The sequence below is a fragment of the Streptomyces sp. NPDC055140 genome (assembly GCF_053607285.1).
Genome location: NZ_JBSGTG010000018.1, coordinates 119,837 through 140,861, shown reverse-complemented (window position 1 = coordinate 140,861; position 21,025 = coordinate 119,837). Strand labels below are relative to the sequence as shown.

Genomic DNA, 21,025 nt, shown 5'->3' with positions numbered 1-21,025 from the left:
AACAAGCCCGGCGCGGAGCCGTTTGTGGTCACCGCCGCATCGATTCCGCCTGGACACGTGCCGCCGCGTCCGTTGGGATGGAGGGGTGGCAACCGACACCGTGATTGAGGTCTTCGAAGAGCACCGGCCGGTCCTGATGGGGGTCGCCTACCGCATGCTGGGCCGCGTGGCGGACGCCGAGGACGTCGTCCAGGACGCCTGGCTGCGCTGGGCGCAGGCCGACCGCGACGAGGTGCGCGAACCACGCGCCTATCTCGTCCGCGTCGCCACCCGCCTGGCCATCGACCGGCTGCGGCAGGCACAGGTCCGGCGCGAGGCATACGTGGGTCCCTGGCTGCCGGAGCCGCTGGCCACCGACTTCGGGCCGACCGCGCCCGACACGGCGGAGGCGGCCCTGCTCGCCGAGTCGGTGTCGCTCGCCGTCCTCGTCGTCCTGGAGTCGCTCTCGCCGCTGGAGCGCGCCGTGTTCGTGCTCCGGGAGGCGTTCGGGTTCCCGTTCGCCGAGATCGCCACCACGCTCGAACGCAGCGAGTCCGCCGTGCGCCAGCTCGCGGGGCGTGCCCGCAAGCACGTGGACGAGCGCCGGCCGCGCTTCGACGTCGACCCCGTCGAGCAGCGCGATCTCACCGAGCGCTTCCTCGCGGCCGCGACGGGCGGAGACCTGGAGGGCCTGATGGCGCTCCTCGCACCGGACGCGCGCCTCGTCGGCGACAGCGGCGGCAAGTCCAAGGCGCCGCTGCGCGTCATCGAGTCCGCCGACAAGGTGGGCCGCTTCCTGCTCGGGGCCGCCAAGGGCGGCGGCGCCGCGTTCACCTTCCGGATCGTGGAGCTCAACGCAGGGCCTGCCGTGCTCGCCCTCGTCGACGGCAAGCCGGACAGCGTCTTCCAGGTCGATGTCGCCGACGGCCACGTGCAGTGCGTATACATCGTGCGCAACCCGGACAAGCTCACGTCGCTCGCCTGACGTCCTCTCCACGGCGTCCGCCGTCACCGAAGCCCCCGCCCCGACCGGGCGGGGGCATTCGTCGTTTCGCGAACGCGGTGTGAACGCTCTGCGGACCGCCATGAACGCTTTGCTCCGGAGCCCCCGCGGGCCCCGGAGCGGACCGAGGATTGGTCTTGACCAAGTCGGAGGGCGGGCCTACCCTCGCAGAGATAGTGCAGGAACCTTTAATAAACAAGGGCGCTAAACGCCGCCGGGACACAGCGATTGCGGAGGACAGGGTGGGGACCACGCAGTTGGAAGCGGCGCCGGAGCCGAAGTACTGGCACCTCAAGAACGTGCTGACCGAGGCACTCGACTCCGAGTTCGCCGTGGGAGAGATCCTGCCGAACGAGCGGGACCTCGCGGCCCGCTTCGGAGTCGCCCGTGCCACGCTCCGCCAGGCGCTCGAACAGCTCGAACTCGAAGGCAGGCTCCAGCGCCGCCGTGGCGTCGGCACCACCGTCGCCCCGCCCCGCGTGGGCGTGGCGGTCGACTCGTCCGACGACCAGGATTGGCCCGGCGCCGCCGACGGCGAAGCCTGGCAGGCCGTCGACAGCGAGCCCGCGGTGCCGCCGGCGGCCGTGGCCCGCATCCTCGGCACCGCGCCCGACGAGCGCGTCCACCGGGTGCGCCGTACGCGTGTGTCGCACGGTCAGCCCGTCGCCGCCGAGCTCCTCTACGTACCGTCGTCGTCCGTGCCCGAACTCTCCGCCATAGACGCCCCGTCCGGGCCCTCACGCGCGCGTGTCGTGCTCCGCGAACTGGCGCGGCTCGGGCTCGAGGGCCAGGACCGCGCCGTCGAGCTGGGCTCGGCCCGTGCCGACGACGCGAAGGAGCTCGACCGGCTGCCGGGCGCGCCCGTCCTCGTCGTCACGACCCGGTTCTTCAGCGAGGGAGAGACGGCCGCGGTCTCCGTGGCCACCTACCGCGCCGACACCTGCCGCCTCACCTTCGGCGACTCGGGCGGCGTCGAGATCCACCACGGCCCGGACCGCCGCGCCTCCTGACAGACGCGCGGCCAGACCCGCGCGCGCCGCGTTCCGAAAAGGCCCACCGTTATCCTCCACGGTGGGCCTTCGGCGTCTGTGCGTTTCCGGCTAGCGGCGCGCCGTGACCGTTCCCTCGACGGCGAACAGCTGCTCCTCGACATGATCCAGCGCGAGCCGCAGCGCCCCGGTCGCCACCGCCGCTTCGCCCAGAACCGACAGGGCCACGCGCGGGGGACGCAGGCAGTAGCGGGCCAACTCCCGGCGCAGCGGCTCCAGTACGCCGTCCAGGCCCGCCGCCCAGCCGCCCACGACCACCAGTTCCGGGTCGAGGGCGAGCACCAGCGCCGCCACGTCGTGCACCAGGCGCTGGAGGAACCGGTCGACAGCCGCGCCGGCACGCTCGTCGCCCTGGCGCGCGAGAGCGAAGACCTGCGCGACGGCCTGCTCGTCGAGCGGGTGCAGCGGCTCGTCCGTCGTCGAGAGCAGCGTCTCGGGGCGCACCTCGCGCCCCAGGAGGTGCAGCGCCCCGATCTCCCCGGCCGCGCCGCCGTACCCGCGGTGCAGCCGGCCGCCGATCAGCGCGCCGGCGCCCGGGCTGAGCCCCGCCAGCACGAACACGATGTCGTCGGACTCGGTCGCCGCGCCCTTCCAGTGCTCGGCCACCGCCGCCGCGTTCGCGTCGTTCTCCACCAGGACCGGGCACTTGAAGGAGCGCCGCAGCCGCTCGCCCAGCTGAAGCCCCGTCCACTCCGGCAGGGCGGTGCCGAGGCGCACGGTGCCGTCGGCCTCCACGATGCCGGGGCTGCCGACGCCGACCGCCCGCAGCGAGTTCCGGGCTACGCCCGCGCGGCGCAGCAGATCCGCGACCGCGGTCCGCAGCCGCTCGATGCGCTCGTCGGCCGGAGCGGTCTCGTCGACATCCTTCGCGGCCGTGCCGAGCACCTTGCCGTCCAGGTCCGACAGGACGGCGGCCACGCGGTGCGGGCCGATCTCCAGACCGAGCAGGTGCCCCGCCTCGGCCCGGAAGCGGAACCGTCGCGCGGGCCGCCCCTGACGCCGCGTCCCGCTGTCGTCGACGGCCGTCTCGACGACGAGCCCCGCCGCGATGAGCCCTTCGACGACGCCCTCGACCGTGGGCCGGGAAAGCCCCGTGACCCGGGTGATCTCCGTGAGCGTCGCGAGATCCGTGGCGCGCAGGGCATGCAGCACCACCGCGGAGTTGATCCGCCGTAGCAGGGAAGGGTCCCCGCCGGTCAGCCGCCCCAACGTCCGTCCTCCCAGCTCGCGCGCGTGTTGGGCGGATCGTACTCGCCGCGGCGGACACCGGCGAGCGCGGGTGCACTTCTGTGTCCCGGGACGCTCAGCCGGGCGAGACGAAACCGGATTCGTACGCGGCGATGACGGCCTGCGTCCGGTCCCGCGCCCCGAGCTTGGCGAGGACGGAGCTCACATGCGACTTGACCGTCTCCGTGCCGACGACGAGCCGCTCGGCGATCTCCGCGTTGGACAGGCCCCGCGTCATCAGGCGCAGCACGTCCGCCTCCCGCTCCGTGAGCGACGCGCGGTCCATCGCCTCCCGTGCCGACGTGTTGCCGTACTCGGCGGCGAGCCGCCGCACGGCCGCGGGGAACAGCAGGGAATCGCCCTCGGCCACGAGCCGCACCGCGTTCACGATCTCGGCGGGCCGCGACCGCTTCAGCAGGAACCCGTCGGCGCCCGCCCGCAGCGCCCCGTACACGTACTCGTCGTTCTCGAAGGTCGTGATCACCAGGATCTTGGGCGGTTCGGACACACTGCGCAGCACCGCGCGCGTGGCCTCGATCCCGTCCAGGAGAGGCATGCGTACATCCATGGCGACCACGTCCGGACGCAGCTGCCGGACGAGCGGGATCACCGCGGCGCCGTCGGCCGCCTCACCCACCACCTCGATGTCCGGCTGCGCCGACAGCACGGCACGCAACCCCGCGCGGACCAGCGGTTCATCGTCGACAAGGAGCACGGTGAGCGGCATCCGGACAGCCTAGGGGAGCGGCCGGGGCGTACGTGAGGACGGGGATCAGCCGAGCGGCAGTTCGACGTGCACCCGCCACTGCCCGTCGTCGGGACCCGTCCGCGCCCGGCCGCCGAGGAGCGCCGCCCTCTCACGAATGCCCCGCAAACCGCTGCCGCCTCCCGCGAGCGCACCGCTGCCCTGGCCGTACACCGGTGCGCCCGCGGGAAGCGGATTGCGTACGTCGAGCCACAAGCGGGCGTCGTCGACTGTGACGGCGACCCGGATCGGGACGGTCCCCGAGTGGCGCAGCACGTTCGTCAGCGCCTCCTGAAGGATGCGGTAGCCCTCTCTGGAGACGGGACCGGGCACCGTGTCCAGCGCGCCGAGGACCTCCGCGTCGACCTCGGCTCCCGAGGCGCGCGCCGAGTCCAGAAGACGGTCCGCCTCCGTGAGCGTGGGGCGGCGGACCGCGGGTTGCTCAGACTCGCGCAGCACCAACAGGACCCGCTCCAGGTCCTCCAGGGCCGCCCTGCCCGTCTCCTCGATGGCGTCCAGGGCGCGGTCGGTGAACGCCGGGTCGGCGGCCGCCCGCGCCGCGCCGGCCTGCACGACGGCGACGGTCAGCGCGTGCCCGATGGAGTCGTGGAGTTCTCGGGCGATGCGATTGCGTTCGAGCAGCTGCTCGGTGCGCTCCTCCAGGGCGGCCAGGCGCTCCGCCGCGGACGGACCGAGCAGACCGAGGGCGGCCCAGGCCATCATGCGCCCGGCGAGTGCGACCACTCCCAGCAGCACCAGCGGCGGCACCGGCACGAGCAGCCCGTACACCCAGCCGTGCCCCGGTACGGGGATGAGGGACTCGGCCTCGACGGGGCCGCCCGACGTGGCGTCGACCAGTTCCAGGGCGAGAGCCATGAGCTGGCCGGTCACGAACGCGACCGCGCAGCCGGCCCACAGACGCAGCACCAACCACACCGCGGTCCTGCCCCGGTCGCGCCACGACGCCGACGGCGCCACGGACACCCCCGCCTCCCCTGGACCCGAACCGCCCTCCACGCGCGCGTGCGCACCCGGAAACAGCATCAGGCGGGCCTGAAGACCCTCGGCCCTGCGCACCACGGGGATCACGGCGGCCGCCATCAGGAGCGGGACCGGAATCAACAGCATCAGGGCCCACTGCCCGTACCCCGGCCGGATGAACCCCGGGTACACGAACCCGCACACCAGGGCGATGATCGCGCCGACGAGGAGGTGCAGCCAGCGGGTGTACGTGACCGCGCGGGTCAGCGGCGCGAGGAGGCGGGACATGCGGCCATCGTGCCAGCGGTGCGGGTGCGGATGGCTCCCCCTCATGGGGGAGACGCTCTCCACGCCCGGGGGAGGACCCGGCGAGGGCGCGGCCGGAAGGCTGGAGCCATGACCAGCATCGACGTCCAAGAGCTCACCAAGGAGTACGGCACGACCCGCGCGGTGGACCGCCTGACGTTCAGCGTCGGGCCCGGCCGGGTCACCGGATTCCTCGGCCCGAACGGCGCCGGGAAGTCCACCACCATGCGCCTCGTCCTCGGCCTCGACCGGCCCACGTCGGGCACCGCCACACTCGACGGCCGCCCCTACGCGACGCTCGGCGAACCCCTGCGCGAGGTCGGCGCCCTCCTCGACGCCCAGGCCGCCCACGGCTCCCGTACTGCCCGCGACCACCTCCGCGCGCTTGCCGCCTCCAACCGCATCCCGGTACGCCGGGTCGACGAGGTCCTGGAGCTCGCCGGCATCGCGGCCGTCGCCGGACGCCGGATCAAGACGTTCTCGCTGGGCATGCGCCAGCGTCTCGGCATCGCCGCCGCACTCCTCGGCGACCCGCGGGTCGTGATGCTCGACGAACCGTCCAACGGCCTCGACCCCGAAGGCATCATCTGGATCCGCGAACTGATGCGGAGCCTCGCCCGCGAGGGCCGCACGGTCCTCGTCTCCAGCCATCTCATGAACGAGACCGCCACCTTCGCCGACCACCTCGTCGTCCTGGGCCGGGGCAGGCTCCTCGCCGACACCCCGATGCAGGACTTCATCGACGCGCACAGCGAACGGCGCGTCCGCGTCCGCACCACCGACCCCGCGAGCCTGCGCGCCGCACTTCGCCGTAAGGGACTCGAAGCCGTGGCAGCCGGCGACGGCCGCTGGACCGTCGCAGGGGCCCGCGCGGAGGAGATCGGCGCGCTCGCCGCCACGGACGGCATCCCCGTCCTCGAACTCGCCGACGAATCAGCCTCCTTGGAGGAGGCCTATCTCGCCCTCACCGCGGGAGTCACCGAGTTCGCGTCCGCCGCGACCCCCCTCCAGGAGGCCTGATGATGTCGACCACCGCCGTGCTGCGTTCCGAATGGATCAAAGTGAGGTCGGTGCGCGCCGGCGCCGGCTCACTTGTTGCGGTCTTCGTCACGACCGTCGCCATCAACATCCTGGCCTCGGCCACGGTCGGGCAGGCCGAGGCCGACAACGAAGGCGCCGACCTCCTCTTCGGAGCCTTCTACGCACTCAACTTCGGCCAGATCGCGGCCATCGCCTTCGGTACGACGGCCGTGTCCTCGGAGTACCTCAACGGCGCCCTGCGCGTCTCCCTCGCCGCGGTCCCCAACAGGAACCTGCTCTACGCCGCGAAGATGACGGTCGTCGGTGCCCTCGCCGTCGTCGCGGGCCAGCTCACCTCGTTCGTCACCTTCCTCTCCGGGCAGGCGTTCATGGGGTCCTACGCCCTCGGGCTCGGCGATCCGGGCGCGCTGCGCGCCTGCGTCGGAGGAGGCCTCTACCTCGCGCTGATGGCCCTGTTCGCCGCCGGTCTCACCGTCGTCCTGCGCAGCGCGGTCGCCGTCCTGAGCCTGCTGATCCCGTTCATCCTGATCGTGTCCTTCGTCGTGGGTGACATGGCAGCCTCCGTCGCCGACTTCCTGCCGGACCACGCCGGACAACAGGTCCTGCACCAGGACCCGGTCGGCACGCTCGGGCCGTGGACGGGGCTCGCCGTCACCGCCGGGTGGGCGGCGGCCGCGCTCCTCGCCGGCTGGTGGGCGCTGCGCCGCAGGGACGCGTGACGGCAGGGGCTCGTAACCGCCGGACGCCCCGCCAAATGTCAGTGGTGGCCGCTTTACTGGACGTCATGAGCACCGCACAGCATCTCGCGACGATCGACCTGCTGCGCTCCCGTGAGTTCCCCGCGGAGCACGGCAGATCGGACGCGGGCTCCGGCGGACCGGGTTACCACATCGCGGAGTTGGCGACGTGCGACGAGCTCCGGGAGCCGGCCCCCGAGGGCGCCGCTCAGGACCAGTGGGTCGCCGACCGGGACGGGCTCTCCTCGGTGCTCACCGAGCGCTGGGGGGAGCCGCAGTGGTTCAGCCTGTGGAGCGTCAGCCTGCGCGCGGTCGAGGGCGGCGAGGACATACCGGAGCCCTGGGCCGCGCTCAGCGCGTATGTGCCGGACGTCCAGGTGTGGCAGGCCGACGGGCGGTGGATCGTGCTGGGCATCCCGTTCGGCGCCGAGGACCTGCCGTTCCGGCTCGTCGCCGCCGTCACGGACGTGGACCCGCCCTGATGACGCGCCTGGACCCGGTAAGCAGGAACTGCCGTGCCACCATGGGATCTTGACATCGGATCAGGGCGCGACCGAGGTGAGGGAGAGCACGTGAGCGAGCAGAGCGGGCAGGAGCCGGGGGAGCGGACCGCGAGCCACATCGCGCACAACGCCCGCGTGTGGAACTACTGGCTCGGCGGCAAGGACCACTACGAGGTGGACGTGCAGGTCGGCGACCAGGTCACCTCCATGTACCCCAGCATCGGCGAAGTGGCGCGCGCCGACCGGGCCTTCCTCGGCCGCGCCGTGACCTACCTCGCCGGCCAGGCAGGCATCCGCCAGTACCTCGACATCGGCACCGGCCTGCCCACCGCGGAGAACACGCACGAGGTCGCCCAGCGCATCGCCCCCGACTCCCGCGTCGTCTACGTCGACAACGACCCGATCGTGCTCACACACGCCCGCGTGCTCCTCACCAGCACGGACGAGGGCGCCACCAGCTATGTGGACGCGGACGCGCGCGACCCCGCGGCCATCCTCCGCGCCGCGTCCGGCACCCTCGACCTCGGCCGGCCGGTCGCCGTCATGATGCTCGGTATCCTGAACTTCGTCCTCGACACCGCCGAGGCCACGTCCATCGTGCGCCACCTCCTGGACGCGGTCCCCTCCGGCAGCCACCTCGTCCTCACGCACCCCACGCTGGAATTGGGCGGCGAGGGGAACGAGGCGGCGATGCGCTTCTGGAACGAGAACGCGACGCCGCCGATCACGGCACGCGACCGGGCCGAGATCGAGGGCTTCCTCGACGGGCTCGACGTCCTGGAGCCGGGCCTCGTCTCCTGCGCGCGCTGGCGGACGGACGGCGCCGACGAGGGGCCGCTCGTCGCCCAGTTCGGCGTCATGGCCCGCAAGCCCTGACGCACGCCACCGCGCTACCCGTCACGTGCCGCGTCAGCCGGGGAGCCCCGCGCCGTCGTCCCCCGAGGCGGCGGCGCGCAGCCGCCCGTACTCCTCAGCCATCGTCGCCGCCGTCCAATGCGCGTTCAGACCACTGGGATTGGGCAGCGCCCACACCCGGGTCCCGCCGATCATCCGCTCCTGCGGGCCGATCCGAGCCCGCGGCTCCCCGAAGGCCGACCGGTACGCCGTCACGCCCACGACCGCGAGCCAGCGCGGCCGCAGCCGCTCCACCTTGGCGGTGAGCAGGCGGCCGCCGTCGCGGTACTCCTGCGCGCTCAGCTCGTCCGCCCGCGCCGTGGCCCGCGCGACGACGTTCGTGATCCCGAGCCCGTACGACAGGAGTTCCTCCTGCTCGGCGGGGGCCAGCTGCCGGGGTGTGAACCCGGACAGGTGGAGCACCGGCCAGAAACGGTTGCCGGGGCGCGCGAAGTGGTGGCCGGTCGCCGCTGTCATCAGGCCCGGGTTGATCCCGCAGAAAAGCACGGAGAGGCCGCTCGCGACCACATCGGGAACGATGCGGTCACGGGCGGCCTCCAGGTCCGCGGGGGTCAGCCGGGTCAGAGGATCGCTCCGGGCGCGTAACCGGCGGCCTCGGGGTGCTGCTTGAGGATCTCCTCGATGCGCGCGACGACGGTGGCGACCTGGTCGCTCGCGGCGCCCGTGAAGGACAGCTTGTCGGCCATCAGCTCGTCGAGCCCGGCGCGGTCCAGCGGGATCCGGGAGTCCGCGGCGAGCTTGTCGAGCAGCTCGTTGCGCTCGGCGCCCTGCTCGCGCATGGCGAGGGCCGACGCGACGGCGTTCTCCTTGATGGCCTCGTGGGCCTCCTCGCGGCCGACGCCCGCCCGCACCGACGCCATCAGGACCTTCGTCGTGGCGAGGAACGGCAGGTAGCGGTCCAGCTCGCGGGCGACGACGGCCGGGAACGCGCCGAACTCGTCGAGCACCGTCAGGAACGTCTCCAGGAGACCGTCGAGCGCGAAGAACGCGTCCGGCAGCGCGACGCGGCGCACCACGGAGCAGGAGACGTCGCCCTCGTTCCACTGGTCGCCCGCCAGCTCACCGGTCATCGACGCGTAGCCGCGCAGGATGACCATGAGGCCGTTGACGCGCTCGCAGGAGCGGGTGTTCATCTTGTGCGGCATCGCGGACGAGCCGACCTGGCCCGGCTTGAAGCCCTCGGTGACGAGCTCGTGCCCGGCCATCAGACGGATCGTCTTCGCGGTCGAGGACGGCGCGGCGGCGAGCTGCACGAGCGCGGTGACGACCTCGTAGTCGAGGGAGCGCGGGTAGACCTGGCCGACCGAGGTGAACGCCTGCGAGAAGCCCAGGTGGCCCGCGATGCGCTGCTCCAGCTCATCGAGCTTCGCCGCGTCGCCGCCGAGCAGGTCGAGCATGTCCTGCGCGGTGCCGACGGGGCCCTTGATGCCGCGCAGCGGGTAGCGGGAGAGCAGCTCCTCGACCCGGGCGTACGCGACGAGCAGCTCGTCGGCGGCGGTCGCGAAGCGCTTGCCGAGGGTCGTGGCCTGCGCCGCGACGTTGTGCGAGCGACCCGCGATCACCAGCTCGCCGTACTCGGCGGCCAGCTTGCCGAGGCGCGCGAGTACGGCGACGGCGCGGTCGCGGACCAGTTCGAGGGAGAGGCGGATCTGGAGCTGCTCGACGTTCTCCGTCAGGTCGCGGGACGTCATGCCCTTGTGGACCTGCTCGTGGCCGGCGAGGGCGTTGAACTCCTCGATGCGGGCCTTCACGTCGTGGCGCGTGACCTTCTCGCGCTCGGCGATGGAGGCCAGGTCGACCTGGTCGAGGACGCGCTCGTAGTCGGCGAGAGCGGCGTCCGGCACCTCGATCCCGAGGTCCTTCTGCGCGCGCAGCACGGCGAGCCAGAGCTGACGCTCCAGCTTCACCTTCTGCTCGGGGGACCAGAGAGTGGCGAGCTCGGCGGAGGCGTAGCGTCCGGCGAGAACATTCGGGATACGGGGCTTTGCAGGCGCGGCAGTCACGTGTACGGAGTTTACCGGGCGTCCATACAGGCTCCGAACCATCCAGGTGATGTAGGAACGTACAGGTCAGAGGCTTCCTGACAGTTCTTGTCACGTCACGTCGGTGAGACGGGTGTGAGACGCGTGTGAGACGGGCGGGTGAGGGTGGGCGCACGACGAGCCCCGGGAATCCGGCGGGGGCTCGACGTGCGTCAGCTCAGGAGCAGGTGCTGTGCTCATCCCGGGGGCATTCCGATTCACCGCTTTCGAGTACGCGGAGTAGCGGCGCTGTTGCGGAATGCGGAATGCGGCCGATCCGTAGCAGGCGGCAGGGGAACTGTTCGCGGCGGACGAGGCCGTACCCCTTCGACCTTGACATGCCGAATGCCTGGGCTGCGTCCTCAATGCTGGCCGTTCCGTTCCAGGTGGCTCAGAAGTGTGCGGCGCTGAGCGTGCCATTCTGCGCTGTGCTGTTCTGGCTGGGCATCTCTGTCGGCAGTACCTTTCGACTCGGCGCTGATTCCGGCGGTAGGGAAGGGCTGAGCAGGGCCATGTCGTGCAGGGCCGCGAAGCCCGCGTCCTCGTCGTCGGTGCCGCGGGATCGTGCATGCCGGAACAGTGCGACGCTCAGCCGTGGCAGCGAGGCGGTCTACCTGGCCAGGCCCGCGTCATCAGGCCAGCCGTAGGCGGTGCGCGGCAGATCGGGTACGGCGCCCACCGCCGCCAGGTCCCGGTCGGCGGCGTGCATCAGCTGACCGGCCAGGTCGCGCATCGCCCGGCTCGCCGCGAGCTCGTCCCCTATCGCGGGGATTTCCACGTCCTGGGGATTGCAGCGCGCCTTGCCGCGTCCGACCATCTGCGTCTTCCCGTTGGCGAGCACTGCCCGGGCTTTGGTAATGCCGTCCTCCTCGGTCAGGTAGACGCCGACCTTCCACTCTTCGGCGTGTGTCATGACGTGCCTCCTCGGGCTCCGGTCCCTCTGATTCCAGCAGTTTCCAGAATCCCTCCGTGCGGGCTCATTCGGCGAGTTCATCACGTTCCGTTATGGATATACCCATTTCTCGCGGGTAGGGGTCGGGCATGGCCATGCTCGTCGGAACCTCGGGGTGGCAGTACGAGGACTGGCGCGGCGCTCTCTACCCGCCCGGCCTGCCGCAGCGGTTGTGGCTGGAGGAGTACGCCCGGCGATTCGCGACCGTCGAGAACAACAACGCCTTCTACCGGCTTCCGACGAAGGAGATCTTCGGGTCTTGGCGGGAGCGGACGCCTGAGGGGTTCGTCATGGCGGTCAAGGCCAGCCGCTATCTGACCCATATGAAGCGGCTGCGCGACCCCGAGGAGCCGGTGCACCGTCTGCTGGACCGTGCCGAGGGCCTTGGTGACCGCATGGGGCCCGTACTGCTGCAATTGCCGCCCCACCTCCGGGAGGACGTCGGGGCGCTGGATGCGTGCCTGGGCTGCTTTTCAAGCACGGTTCGGGTAGCCGTTGAACTGCGGCACACCTCGTGGTGGGACGCGGGGCGGGAGCTTCGGGCGGTACTTGAGCGGCACGGCAGCGCGCTGTGCTGGGCGGACCGGGGATCACGTCCGGTGACGCCGCTGTGGCGTACCGCGTCCTGGGGGTACGTGCGCTTCCACGGCGGCATCGCCCAGCCGCCGCCCCGCTATGGCCGGCAGGCGTTGAAGTCCTGGGCCGGACGCATCGCCGACGCCTGGCCGGACCGGGACGACGTGTACGTGTACTTCAACAACGACCTGGGCGGTGCGGCCGTCGTCGACGCTACGAAGTTCGCCCGGGCCGCGGTCGCGCTGGGCCGGACAGTGAGCCGGACGCCGTCGTCCCTCACGGGCTTATGCCGGCCGTGCGCCGTTTTGGGCGGGCGACCCGTCGACGCCGAGGGTGAGGATGCCGTCCGGGTCGTACGCGATGCGCGAGCCGAAGCCGCGGCTGATCCGGCCCAGGCGGTCCTGAAGCCACTGGCAGTCCTTTGCCGACGCCCTCCGAAGCCGCATCCGCCGGCTCTGGAAGGGCGTGATGCGCAGTTCGCGGAGTCTGCCGGTGCACGGCTCCAGCGAGGGGGAGTAGAGCAGCCGCAGGTCGTCGCGGTAGTTCTCGTAGCCGGAGATGCCCTCGTAGTCGTTGACCAGGTCGCCGCAGCCGTAGACGATGAGCTTTCCCCGATACAGCTCAAGCGGCCGGGGATGGTGCGAGGAATGCCCGTGGACGACGTCCGCGCCTCCGTCGACGAGTGCGTGCGCGAAGCGGACCTGGTCGCGGGGAACGGAGTAGCCCCAGTTGGAACCCCAGTGGATCGAGGTGATGACGATGTCACCCGGTCGTTTCACCTGCCGGATCCGGGTGACCACCGCAGCCGCTTCGGTGTCCGACGCCTCGGCCACGTAGTCGATCCCACTTCGGTCCACCGCGGCGGCCCAGCTCGGCGGGATTCCGCTGGACGGCATGCCGAAGGAGTGGACCAGGATCCGCCGGCCGCCCTTGACGGGGACGATCGCCGGCCGCCGGGCCGCGTCCGCGTCGTGTCCCGCACCCGCTGAGGCGATACCGGCGCCCGCCAGCGCGTCGAGGGTCTCCGCGAGCCCGCGGCGGCCGAAGTCGAGGATGTGGTTGTTCGCCAGGACGCAGACGTCGGGGCGGGCGGCGATGAGGCAGGGCAGGTTGGCGGGATGCATGCGGTAGTGGACGGCCTTGCCGGGTGCGAAGTCGTCGCTCCGCGTGACGCTGGTCTCCAGATTGAGCACCACGGCGTCGGAAGCGGCCCGGTCGAGGAGCCGCAGCGTGTCACCCCAGGGCCAGGAGAAATCGACCGGGCGGGGAAGCGGGCCGTGCGCGACCTCCGCCAGCTCGACGTAGGAGCGGGCGTCCCGGACGTACGTCTCCGCCAGTGCCGGATCACCGGGGTGCGGAAGTATCTGGTCGACGCCCCGCCCAAGCATCACGTCGCCGGCGAGGCACAGCGTGATCAGATCACCCTGCATCCCTCCAAGTTAGAACCCTGCCACCGGGATGGCGATTCGTGCAGGCCAGGGCCGGGCCCCCTTCGACGGAAGCTGCGAGGGCGGGGCGCCCGGGGCGCGCCGCCCCGTCCCGGCAGGTCAGCCGCGCGGGGCCTCGTACGGCAGCAGTTCGGGGCGCTTCGCCGGGCGGCCGTCGCCTGAGGAGCGGCCCGTCACACGGCGGCCGATCCACGGGACCAGGTGCTGCTTGGCGAAGCGGACGTCGGCGAGGCGGCGGGTGCCCCACCCGGGCGGCGCGGTCGGCGGGAGCACGGCCTGCCAGTCGCCCTCGGGCTCGTGGCCGAGCGCCTGCCAGACGGCCTCGGCGACTCGGCTGTGCCCTTCCGCCGTCAGATGCAGCCGGTCCACGTCCCACATGCGGGGGTCACCGAGGGCGGGCGGCCCGTACAGGTCCACGACCACCGCGCCGTGCCGCGCCGCGAGGTCGTCGATGCAGGCGAACAGCTCCTCCATGCGCGGCCGGAAGCGCTCCATCACGGGCCCGTTGCGGCCGGGGCTGCGCATCAGGACGAGCCGCTCGCAGGCCGGCGCCAGCTTCTCGACGGCCTCTTCGAGGAGTCCGCGCACCCGGCCCATGTCGACCTTGGGGCGCAGGGTGTCGTTGAGCCCGCCCACCAGCGTGATGACGTCGGCGCCCATCGCGGCCGCGACGTCCACCTGCTCGTCGACGATCTGGCTGATGAGCTTGCCGCGCACGGCGAGGTTCGCGTAGCGGAACTCGGGGGTGCGGGCCGCCATCCGGCCGGCCAGTACGTCGGCCCAGCCGCGGTAGGAGCCGTCGGGCAGCAGGTCGGACATGCCCTCGGTGAACGAGTCACCGATCGTGACGAGGCTGCTGTAACTGGTGTGGTTGGCATTTTTCTGCATGGCGGAAGTGATGGTATCCCGAGCCCTGGGACAGCCGACGAGGCGCCGTGTGCCCGGCGTCGGGCACACGGCGCCGAGATCACACCGGCTGTCCGAACAGCTCCCGAAGGACGTCCTCCATCGTCACGAGACCGGCGAGCCGCCCGTCGGCGCCGAGGACCGCCGCCACGTGCGTACGACTGCCGCGCATCGCCGAGAGGACGTCGTCGAGCGGCGTCGTCTCGCGGACGCGCGCGATCGGCCGCATGTCCGGAATCCGGAACGGCAGATCGCGCGGCGACGCGTCCAGGGCGTCCTTCACATGCAGATAGCCGACGATGCGGCGGTTGTCGTCGACCACGGGGAAGCGCGAGAACCCCGACCGGGCCGACAGCTGCTCCAGCTGCTCGGGCGTGACGCCCACATGCGCGTAGACCACCCGCTCCAGCGGCAGGACGACGTCCCTGACCGGGCGGCGGCCCAGTTCGAGTGCGTCGCGCAGGCGCTCCTGGGCGCGGTCGTCGATGAGTCCCGCGTCGCCCGAGTCCTTGACGAGACGGGCCAGCTCGTCGTCCGAGAACGTCGCGGACACCTCGTCCTTGACGTCGACACGCAACAGCTTGAGCAGCCCGTTGGCGAAGGCGTTGACCGTGAAGATCACGGGACGCAGCGCCCTCGCCAAGGTCACCAGGGGCGGCCCGAGCAGCAGCGCGCTGCGCACCGGCTCGGCGAGCGCGACGTTCTTCGGGATCATCTCGCCGAGCAGCATGTGCAGATACGTGGCCACCGTCAGCGCGATCACGAACGAGATCGGGTGGACGAGACCGTGCGGCACGCCGACCGCGTCGAACACCGGCTCCAGAATATGGGCGATGGCGGGTTCGGCGACGATGCCGAGTACCAGGGTGCACAGCGTGATGCCGAGCTGCGCCGCGGCCAGCAGGGCCGACACGTGCTGAAGGCCCCACAGGACGCTCTTCGCCCGCCGGTCGCCCTCGTCCGCGTGCGGTTCGATCTGGCTGCGGCGTACGGAGATCAGGGCGAACTCGGCGCCCACGAAGAAGGCGTTGACGACCAGCGTCGCCAGGCCGATCAGGAGCTGGATCGCGGTCATCGGTCCCCCTTCGGGGCGTCGTCGGACCGCTCGGCGAGCGGCGCGTGCAGCAGGACGCGGGCCGCGCGGTGGCCCGCGGCGTCCACGACGTCGAGCCGCCATCCGGCCACCTCGACGCTGTCGCCGACGTCCGGGATCCGGCCGAGCTCGGTGGCGACCAGGCCGGCGAGCGTCTCGTAGGGGCCGTGGGGGACGCGCAGGCCGACCCGCTGGAGCTGGTCGGTGCGGGCGGCGCCGTCGGCGGAGTAGAGGGCGCGGCCCACGTCGTCCACGCCGGCCGGGGCGAGGTCGGGCGTCTCGTGCGGATCGTGCTCGTCCCGCACCTCGCCGACGACCTCCTCGACGATGTCCTCCACCGTGGCGACGCCCGCGGTGCCGCCGTACTCGTCGATGACGACGGCCATCGTGCGCTTCCCGGAGAGCCGGTCGAGGAGCCGGTCGACGGTCAGGGTCTCGGGTACGAGGAGCGGCTCGCGCATCAGATCGGACACGGAACGGCGGCCCCGGAGCTCGGCGGGCACGGCGAGGACGTCCTTGATGTGCGCGACGCCGACGACCGAGTCGAGGTTGCCGCGGTACACGGGGAACCGGGACAGGCCCGTGGCCCGGGTCGCGTTCGCCACGTCCTCGCAGGTGGCCTGCGCGTCGAGCGCCACGACCTGGACGCGCGGTGTCATCACGTTCTCCGCGGTGAGGTCCGCGAGGTTCAGGGTGCGCATGAACAGCTCGGCGGTGTCCGCCTCGAGGGCGCCCTCCTTGGCGGAGTGGCGGGCCAGGGCCACCAGTTCCTGCGGTCCGCGCGCGGAGGCCAGCTCCTCGGCGGGTTCGATGCCGAAGCGGCGCACCGCCCGGTTCGCGGTGTTGTTCAGGTGCGTGATGAAGGGGCGGAACGCGGCGCTGAACAGGCGCTGGGGCGTCGCGACGCGCTTGGCTACGGCCAGCGGCGACGAGATCGCCCAGTTCTTGGGGACAAGCTCGCCGACGACCATCAGGAAGACGGTCGACAGGCCCGTGGCGATGACCAGTGCGGCCGAGGAGGCGGCGGAGCGGGAGAGCCCGAGACTCTCCAGGGGCCCCGCGATCAGTTTGGCGACGGACGACTGGGCGAGCATGCCGACGACCAGATTGGTCACGGTGATGCCGAGCTGGGCACCGGAGAGCTGGAAGGTCAGATTCCGTACGGCCTTGAGGGCGCCGGCGGCGCCCCGCTCACCGCGCTCGACGGCGCGCTCGAGGCCGGAACGCTCGACCGTGGTGAGGGAGAACTCGGCAGCGACGAACGCACCGCAGGCCAGCGAGAGCAGCACCGCCACGGCGAGCAGGAGCACTTCGGTCATCGGGTCACCTCCGTCCCATGATCGGCCAGGGCGGTGGGTATCGCGCGATGTCGCAGGCGCCGGGTACTGGGAGGCTCGCCCATGGGCGGACGCTCACACCTTTCAAGAGGAGGACGGGACAAGTGGAGCAACCATGGTAAAGGATCGGCAAAGCCCGTGCGGCCGGGACGCCGTCGCCCGGGCCGCGCTGGGTCAGTCCGTGAGGTGCTTGACCCAGCGCGTCCACTGCGGCTGCGGCGCATAACCGGCGGCACGCCACGCGTGCTGCGCGCGCTCGTTGCGGTCCAGGACCATCGCGTCGCCCCGCCGCCCACCGAGCCGTACGAATCGCTCCTCCGCGGCCGCGAGCAGCGCCGACCCCACGCCCTGCCGCCGCGCGTCCGGATGCACCGCGAGCCGGTACAGATGGCAGCGCCATCCGTCGAAGCCGGCGATGACGGTCCCCACCAGCTGCCCGTCGCGCTCGGCGAGCAGCAGCGACTCGGGGTCGCGGGCGACGAGCCGCTCCACGCCCGCGCGGTCGTCGCTGATGCTCGTGCCCTCGGCGGCCAGCTTCCAGAAGGCGAGGGCGGCATCGAGGTCGTCGGGCGTCGCGGCCCGTATCCGAAGATCACTCATGGGGCCGATCCCATCACCGGGCGGCCGGTCCCGCGCGCCATTTTTTTCAGGATGCGGACAGGGCCCCGGCTCAGACCTTCCGCAGCTCCTCGATGACCGGACCGAACGCCTCCATGTAGGGCTCCAGGACCGTGAGGTACGTGAACCCGTAGCGGTCGCGCTGCGCGCGCACCTGGTCCGCGATCTCACGGACCGTGCCGACGAGCAGCAGCGGCAGGTCCAGCGCCTCGTCCCGCGTGAACTGCGGGATGCGTTCGAGAACCGGCTGGATCGCCGCCCGCCGGTCGTCGGTCACCGTGACCATCTGGATCAGCAGATTGAGTTCGGCGGGCTCCGCGCGCCCCGCCGCGAAGCGCTGGTACGCGGCGACGCGCTCGTCCAGCTCCTCCGGGGTGAGGTGCTGGAGCTTCCCGCCCGGGTGGCCGGGGACGGAGCGCGCCCCGGTGAACGCCGCGATCTGCGCGTGCTCGGCCGTCAGCTTCAGCATCCGGTCGCCGTTGCCGCCGATCAGGAGCGGCGGGCGGGGGTGCTGCACGGGCCGAGGCTGATGCTCGTCCGACCCGAGCAGCCGGTCCAGCTCCTCCACGACGCGCCGCAGATGGTCCACTCGCTCACCGGGCGACCCCCAGGGCAGCCCGGCCGCCTCGTGCTCCGCCTGCACGTAGCCTGCGCCCAGGCCGAGTTCGAGCCTGCCGCCGGTGAGCGTGTCCGTGGTCGCCACCTCGCGGGCGAGGAGTACCGGGTTCCAGAAGCCGGCGTTGAGGACGAACGTGCCCACACGCGGGCGCTCGGTCGCCTCGGCGGCGGCGACCAGGGAGGGGAACGGCGAGGGCATGCCCAGGTGGTCGGCGACGAGGATCACGTCGTAGTCGAGCTCCTCGGCCCTGCGGCAGCGCTTACGCCACTCGTCGCCGGACGCGGGGGTGACCATGTTGACGCCGAAGCGGAACGCGCGACTCATGAACTCTCCTCAGTCTCGGGCGAGTTGAACTCGGTGGAGCTGAACGGCCGGGAGGCCGTGCGGCGAGTACATCATTCGTGGGCGATGGCCGCCAGCACGTTCATGCGCGAGGCGCGGAGCGCCGGAAGGAGCGCCGCCGCGAGCCCCACGACGACCGAGCCGACCACGACCGCGACGATCGTGCCCCACGGGATGGCGAGCGCCTCCATGCCCTGGAGCGCGAGCACCTCGTGGATCGCGAGCCCCCACACGACACCGAGCGTCAGCCCGAGCACCGCTCCGAACACGGCGATCACCACGGACTCCAGGCGGATCATCCTCCGCAGCTGGCGCCGGGAGAGCCCGATGGCGCGGAGCAGACCGATCTCCCGCGTCCGCTCGACGACCGACAGGGCAAGGGTGTTGACGACGCCCAGGACGGCGATGACGATCGCGAGCCCGACCAGCGCATACACGAGGTACAGCAGCACCGCGATCTGGTCGTGCACGAGCTTCTTGTAGTCGGCCAGGTCGCGGACCTGTACCTGTGGGTACGGATCGAGGGCCTTCTCCAGACGGGCGCGGAGCGCGTCCGCGCCCGTGCCGGGGGAGGCGTTCACGTACACCGCCGAGTCCTGGCCGTCGGGCAGGAACTTCTCCAGCGTCCCCATCCCCATGAACAGGCCGCCGGACATGCCGAATCCGTCGCCCCCGCCCTGGTCGGTGAGGGCCGCGACGGTGAGCCGGTCCGTGCGTCCGCCGGGCAGGTCCACGGGCACCACCGTGCCCACGCGCGCGTGGTGCTCCTTGGCGAACTCCGCGTCCATCGCGACCTTCCCGGGCGCGAGCGCGGCCGCCGAGTCGCCCTGGGAGTACGTGACGTGCGCGACCTCGTCGAGCTGTGCCTCGTAACCCGCGGCCGTCGTCTTCACGCGCTTGCCGTCCGGCAGACGCACCGCGAGCGGCACGAACCGCTGTCGCACGACGAGCCCCGCCCCTTCGGTGGCGCGGATCTTGTCGGTCACTTCCTCAGGGAAGGGTGTGAAGTTGGCATTCTGGACGGTGAAGTCGGCGCCCAGGGTCTTGTCGATCTGCTCGTCGAACGACTTGCTCATCGACGCGCTGGCCACGGACATGCCCGCCACCAGAGCGAGCCCGACCATCAGCGCGGCCGCGGTGGCCCCGGTGCGCCGCGGGTTACGCAGCGCGTTGCGCTGGCTCAGCCGCCCCACCGAGCCGAACACGGCGGGGAACGCGCCGCCCAGGACGCGGATCACGGGACGTACGAGCAAGGGGCCCGCGATCACCGTGGCCAGCAGCGTCAGGACGATGCCGACGATGAGGAGCAGCGAGGCACTCGCCGTCTTCGTGGCCGCGGCGCAACCGGCGAGAGCGGCCACCCCCGCCACGCCGACCACGGCTCCCGCCACCGCGCGCACCCGCAGCGGCCGCCCCGCACCCGCGATCTCGGCGTCCGCGAGCGCCGCCATGGGGGAGACCCGGGACGCACGCCGCGACGGCAGATACGCGGCCACGAACGTGACCCCGACGCCGACCGCGAAGGCGGCGACGGGCGTCCCCCAGCCGATCACCATCTCGGTCGACTTCAGGTTCATCCCGAACGCGCTCATGAGCCTGATGAGGCCGAGCGCCAGCCCGATACCCGCCGCGAGGCCGAGCACCGAGCCCACCAGGCCGAGCAGCACCGCCTCCGTCAGGACGGAGCGGCGCACCTGCCGCCGGTCGGCGCCGAGCGCGCGCAGCAGTCCCAGCTCGCGGGTGCGCTGCGCGATCAGCATCGAGAACGTGTTCACGATCAGGAAGATCCCGACCAGGACCGCGATCCCGGCGAAGCCCAGCATCACGTACTTGATCACGTCGAGGAACGGGCCGAGATCCGCCGCGTCCGACGTGGCCTGTTCGCCGGCGGTCTTCAAGTCGTAGCCGGAACCGAGCTGTTGGGCGATCCGCCGCTTCAGCGCGGCGTCGCTCACCCCGGGCGCCGCGTCCACGGAGATGCTCGTCGCGCGATCCGTGCCGCCGAGCAGCTTCGCCTGCGCCGTCGCCGTGTCCAGGAAGACGAGCGCGGCGCCGGGGTTGGTGGTGCGGAAGGTCGCGATGCCGACGATCCGGACGGTGAAGGACCCCGGTTGCGCGAGGACGGTGAGGGAGTCGCCGATGCGGATGTGCTTCTTGTCGGCGGTGTCCGCGTCGAGCAGCGCCTCGCCACTGCCGCGCGGGGCATGGCCCGAGGTCAGGCGGACCGGACTGCGGTCCGTCACATACCAGTTGGTGGCGATGGTGGGGGCACCGCTGGTCGGGCCGACCGAGTTGTTCTTGTCGTCCACGACGGTGATGTTCTCGGCGGCGGCGTCGATCCTGGCCGCGGCGACGCCGTCGACGGACCTGATCTGCCGGGCGAGCCGGGCCGGGACGGTCTCGACCGCCCCGGTCGGCACCGTCTCGCTGAGGGAGTCCTGCTTCGGATTCACCTGTACGTCGGCGGACGTGGACGCGAAGAGCCGGTCGAAGGTGCGGGTGACCGTGTCCGAGAAGACCAGACTGCCCGCCACGAACGCCACCGAGAGGACGATGGCAAGCCCCGACAGGACCAGTCGGCCCTTGTGCGCGAGGAAACTCCTGAGCGTCGCCTTCAGCACAGCGGC

General features: G+C 71.9%; 19 protein-coding genes and 1 pseudogene. 7 read left to right on the top strand and 13 right to left on the bottom strand.

The genetic code is table 11. From position 1 onward, the window contains the following. The first annotated feature begins 85 nt into the window (after positions 1-85). Positions 86-964, top strand: a complete 879-nt coding sequence (locus ACWFR4_RS30200; protein WP_453459797.1) for an RNA polymerase sigma-70 factor — start codon at positions 86-88, stop codon at positions 962-964. A 260-nt stretch (positions 965-1,224) separates the two neighbouring features. Then, a complete protein-coding gene (locus tag ACWFR4_RS30195; protein ID WP_453459800.1) occupies positions 1,225-1,992 on the top strand; it encodes a GntR family transcriptional regulator in 768 nt (255 codons plus the stop codon). Between the two features lie 90 nt (positions 1,993-2,082). Here ACWFR4_RS30195 and ACWFR4_RS30190 read toward each other — a convergent pair whose 3' ends face one another. The 3 genes from ACWFR4_RS30190 to ACWFR4_RS30180 all read right to left on the bottom strand — a co-directional run bounded on the left by ACWFR4_RS30190 (position 2,083) and on the right by ACWFR4_RS30180 (position 5,272). Beyond that, positions 2,083-3,240 (bottom strand): ROK family transcriptional regulator, encoded by a 1,158-nt coding sequence (locus ACWFR4_RS30190; protein WP_100597568.1) that lies wholly within the window; start codon positions 3,238-3,240, stop codon positions 2,083-2,085. A gap of 94 nt (positions 3,241-3,334) precedes the next feature. Next, on the bottom strand, positions 3,335-3,985 hold the full coding sequence (locus tag ACWFR4_RS30185; RefSeq protein WP_453459803.1) for a response regulator: 651 nt from the start codon (positions 3,983-3,985) through the stop codon (positions 3,335-3,337). A 45-nt stretch (positions 3,986-4,030) separates the two neighbouring features. Continuing rightward, entirely contained in the window at positions 4,031-5,272 is a 1,242-nt protein-coding gene (locus ACWFR4_RS30180) for a sensor histidine kinase (RefSeq protein ID WP_453655427.1), read from the bottom strand. A 108-nt stretch (positions 5,273-5,380) separates the two neighbouring features. Here ACWFR4_RS30180 and ACWFR4_RS30175 point away from each other — a divergent pair, with 108 nt between their 5' ends. The 4 genes from ACWFR4_RS30175 to ACWFR4_RS30160 all read left to right on the top strand — a co-directional run bounded on the left by ACWFR4_RS30175 (position 5,381) and on the right by ACWFR4_RS30160 (position 8,447). Beyond that, a complete protein-coding gene (locus ACWFR4_RS30175) occupies positions 5,381-6,310 on the top strand; it encodes an ATP-binding cassette domain-containing protein (RefSeq protein WP_453655426.1) in 930 nt (309 codons plus the stop codon). 2 nt (positions 6,311-6,312) lie between these two features. Then, positions 6,313-7,050, top strand: coding sequence for an ABC transporter permease (locus ACWFR4_RS30170; protein WP_453459836.1), 738 nt, complete (start codon positions 6,313-6,315; stop codon positions 7,048-7,050). Between the two features lie 65 nt (positions 7,051-7,115). Further along, the gene (locus tag ACWFR4_RS30165; RefSeq protein WP_453459812.1) at positions 7,116-7,550 is read left to right on the top strand and encodes a hypothetical protein; all 435 of its coding nucleotides are present in this window, start codon (positions 7,116-7,118) and stop codon (positions 7,548-7,550) included. A gap of 90 nt (positions 7,551-7,640) precedes the next feature. Further along, a complete protein-coding gene (locus ACWFR4_RS30160; RefSeq protein ID WP_453459815.1) occupies positions 7,641-8,447 on the top strand; it encodes an SAM-dependent methyltransferase in 807 nt (268 codons plus the stop codon). Positions 8,448-8,480: 33 nt separating this feature from the next. On the opposite strand, the gene mug is transcribed toward ACWFR4_RS30160, so the two are convergent. The 3 genes from mug to ACWFR4_RS30145 all read right to left on the bottom strand — a co-directional run bounded on the left by mug (position 8,481) and on the right by ACWFR4_RS30145 (position 11,420). Continuing rightward, positions 8,481-9,050 carry a G/U mismatch-specific DNA glycosylase gene (gene mug, locus ACWFR4_RS30155; protein WP_453655452.1) on the bottom strand — a complete coding sequence of 190 codons (570 nt, stop codon included), beginning with the start codon at positions 9,048-9,050 and terminating at the stop codon, positions 8,481-8,483. Continuing rightward, positions 9,047-10,489 (bottom strand): adenylosuccinate lyase, encoded by a 1,443-nt coding sequence (gene purB, locus ACWFR4_RS30150; protein WP_453655425.1) that lies wholly within the window; start codon positions 10,487-10,489, stop codon positions 9,047-9,049. Before purB ends, mug begins: the two co-directional genes overlap by 4 nt. 628 nt (positions 10,490-11,117) lie before the next feature. After that, positions 11,118-11,420, bottom strand: a complete 303-nt coding sequence (locus ACWFR4_RS30145) for a DUF1876 domain-containing protein (RefSeq protein WP_372564869.1) — start codon at positions 11,418-11,420, stop codon at positions 11,118-11,120. A gap of 128 nt (positions 11,421-11,548) precedes the next feature. Between ACWFR4_RS30145 and ACWFR4_RS30140 the strand changes: the two are divergent. Beyond that, a pseudogene (locus ACWFR4_RS30140) lies at positions 11,549-12,307 on the top strand (DUF72 domain-containing protein); the annotation flags it as partial. Between the two features lie 12 nt (positions 12,308-12,319). Here ACWFR4_RS30140 and ACWFR4_RS30135 read toward each other — a convergent pair. The 7 genes from ACWFR4_RS30135 to ACWFR4_RS30105 form a co-directional block, all read right to left on the bottom strand. Then, the gene (locus ACWFR4_RS30135) at positions 12,320-13,465 is read right to left on the bottom strand and encodes a CapA family protein (protein WP_453655424.1); all 1,146 of its coding nucleotides are present in this window, start codon (positions 13,463-13,465) and stop codon (positions 12,320-12,322) included. 117 nt (positions 13,466-13,582) lie between these two features. Next, the gene (locus ACWFR4_RS30130) at positions 13,583-14,371 is read right to left on the bottom strand and encodes an SGNH/GDSL hydrolase family protein (RefSeq protein ID WP_453655423.1); all 789 of its coding nucleotides are present in this window, start codon (positions 14,369-14,371) and stop codon (positions 13,583-13,585) included. A gap of 79 nt (positions 14,372-14,450) precedes the next feature. Then, complete coding sequence (locus tag ACWFR4_RS30125; protein ID WP_453655422.1) at positions 14,451-15,464, bottom strand: hemolysin family protein; 1,014 nt, start codon at positions 15,462-15,464, stop codon at positions 14,451-14,453. Then, positions 15,461-16,801: a hemolysin family protein gene (locus ACWFR4_RS30120; RefSeq protein ID WP_453467219.1), complete on the bottom strand. Its 1,341-nt coding sequence runs from the start codon at positions 16,799-16,801 to the stop codon at positions 15,461-15,463. Before ACWFR4_RS30120 ends, ACWFR4_RS30125 begins: the two co-directional genes overlap by 4 nt. A 192-nt stretch (positions 16,802-16,993) precedes the next feature. Then, positions 16,994-17,419 (bottom strand): GNAT family N-acetyltransferase, encoded by a 426-nt coding sequence (locus ACWFR4_RS30115; protein ID WP_453467217.1) that lies wholly within the window; start codon positions 17,417-17,419, stop codon positions 16,994-16,996. Positions 17,420-17,489: 70 nt separating this feature from the next. Next, positions 17,490-18,380, bottom strand: coding sequence for an LLM class F420-dependent oxidoreductase (locus ACWFR4_RS30110; protein WP_453467215.1), 891 nt, complete (start codon positions 18,378-18,380; stop codon positions 17,490-17,492). Positions 18,381-18,451: 71 nt separating this feature from the next. Next, positions 18,452-21,019, bottom strand: a complete 2,568-nt coding sequence (locus tag ACWFR4_RS30105) for an ABC transporter permease (RefSeq protein WP_453655421.1) — start codon at positions 21,017-21,019, stop codon at positions 18,452-18,454. Positions 21,020-21,025: the final 6 nt, after the last annotated feature.

What these genes read in the sequence shown, in the direction of transcription:
- ACWFR4_RS30135 (WP_453655424.1), bottom strand. Translation starts at nt 13,465, where the DNA reads ATGCAGGGTGATCTGATCACGCTGTGCCTCGCCGGCGACGTGATGCTT.
- ACWFR4_RS30120 (WP_453467219.1), bottom strand. Translation starts at nt 16,801, where the DNA reads ATGACCGAAGTGCTCCTGCTCGCCGTGGCGGTGCTGCTCTCGCTGGCC.
- ACWFR4_RS30185 (WP_453459803.1), bottom strand. Translation starts at nt 3,985, where the DNA reads ATGCCGCTCACCGTGCTCCTTGTCGACGATGAACCGCTGGTCCGCGCG.
- ACWFR4_RS30165 (WP_453459812.1), top strand. Translation starts at nt 7,116, where the DNA reads ATGAGCACCGCACAGCATCTCGCGACGATCGACCTGCTGCGCTCCCGT.
- ACWFR4_RS30130 (WP_453655423.1), bottom strand. Translation starts at nt 14,371, where the DNA reads ATGCAGAAAAATGCCAACCACACCAGTTACAGCAGCCTCGTCACGATC.
- ACWFR4_RS30180 (WP_453655427.1), bottom strand. Translation starts at nt 5,272, where the DNA reads ATGTCCCGCCTCCTCGCGCCGCTGACCCGCGCGGTCACGTACACCCGC.
- ACWFR4_RS30110 (WP_453467215.1), bottom strand. Translation starts at nt 18,380, where the DNA reads ATGAGTCGCGCGTTCCGCTTCGGCGTCAACATGGTCACCCCCGCGTCC.
- ACWFR4_RS30175 (WP_453655426.1), top strand. Translation starts at nt 5,381, where the DNA reads ATGACCAGCATCGACGTCCAAGAGCTCACCAAGGAGTACGGCACGACC.
- ACWFR4_RS30170 (WP_453459836.1), top strand. Translation starts at nt 6,313, where the DNA reads ATGTCGACCACCGCCGTGCTGCGTTCCGAATGGATCAAAGTGAGGTCG.
- ACWFR4_RS30125 (WP_453655422.1), bottom strand. Translation starts at nt 15,464, where the DNA reads ATGACCGCGATCCAGCTCCTGATCGGCCTGGCGACGCTGGTCGTCAAC.
- ACWFR4_RS30115 (WP_453467217.1), bottom strand. Translation starts at nt 17,419, where the DNA reads ATGAGTGATCTTCGGATACGGGCCGCGACGCCCGACGACCTCGATGCC.
- ACWFR4_RS30145 (WP_372564869.1), bottom strand. Translation starts at nt 11,420, where the DNA reads ATGACACACGCCGAAGAGTGGAAGGTCGGCGTCTACCTGACCGAGGAG.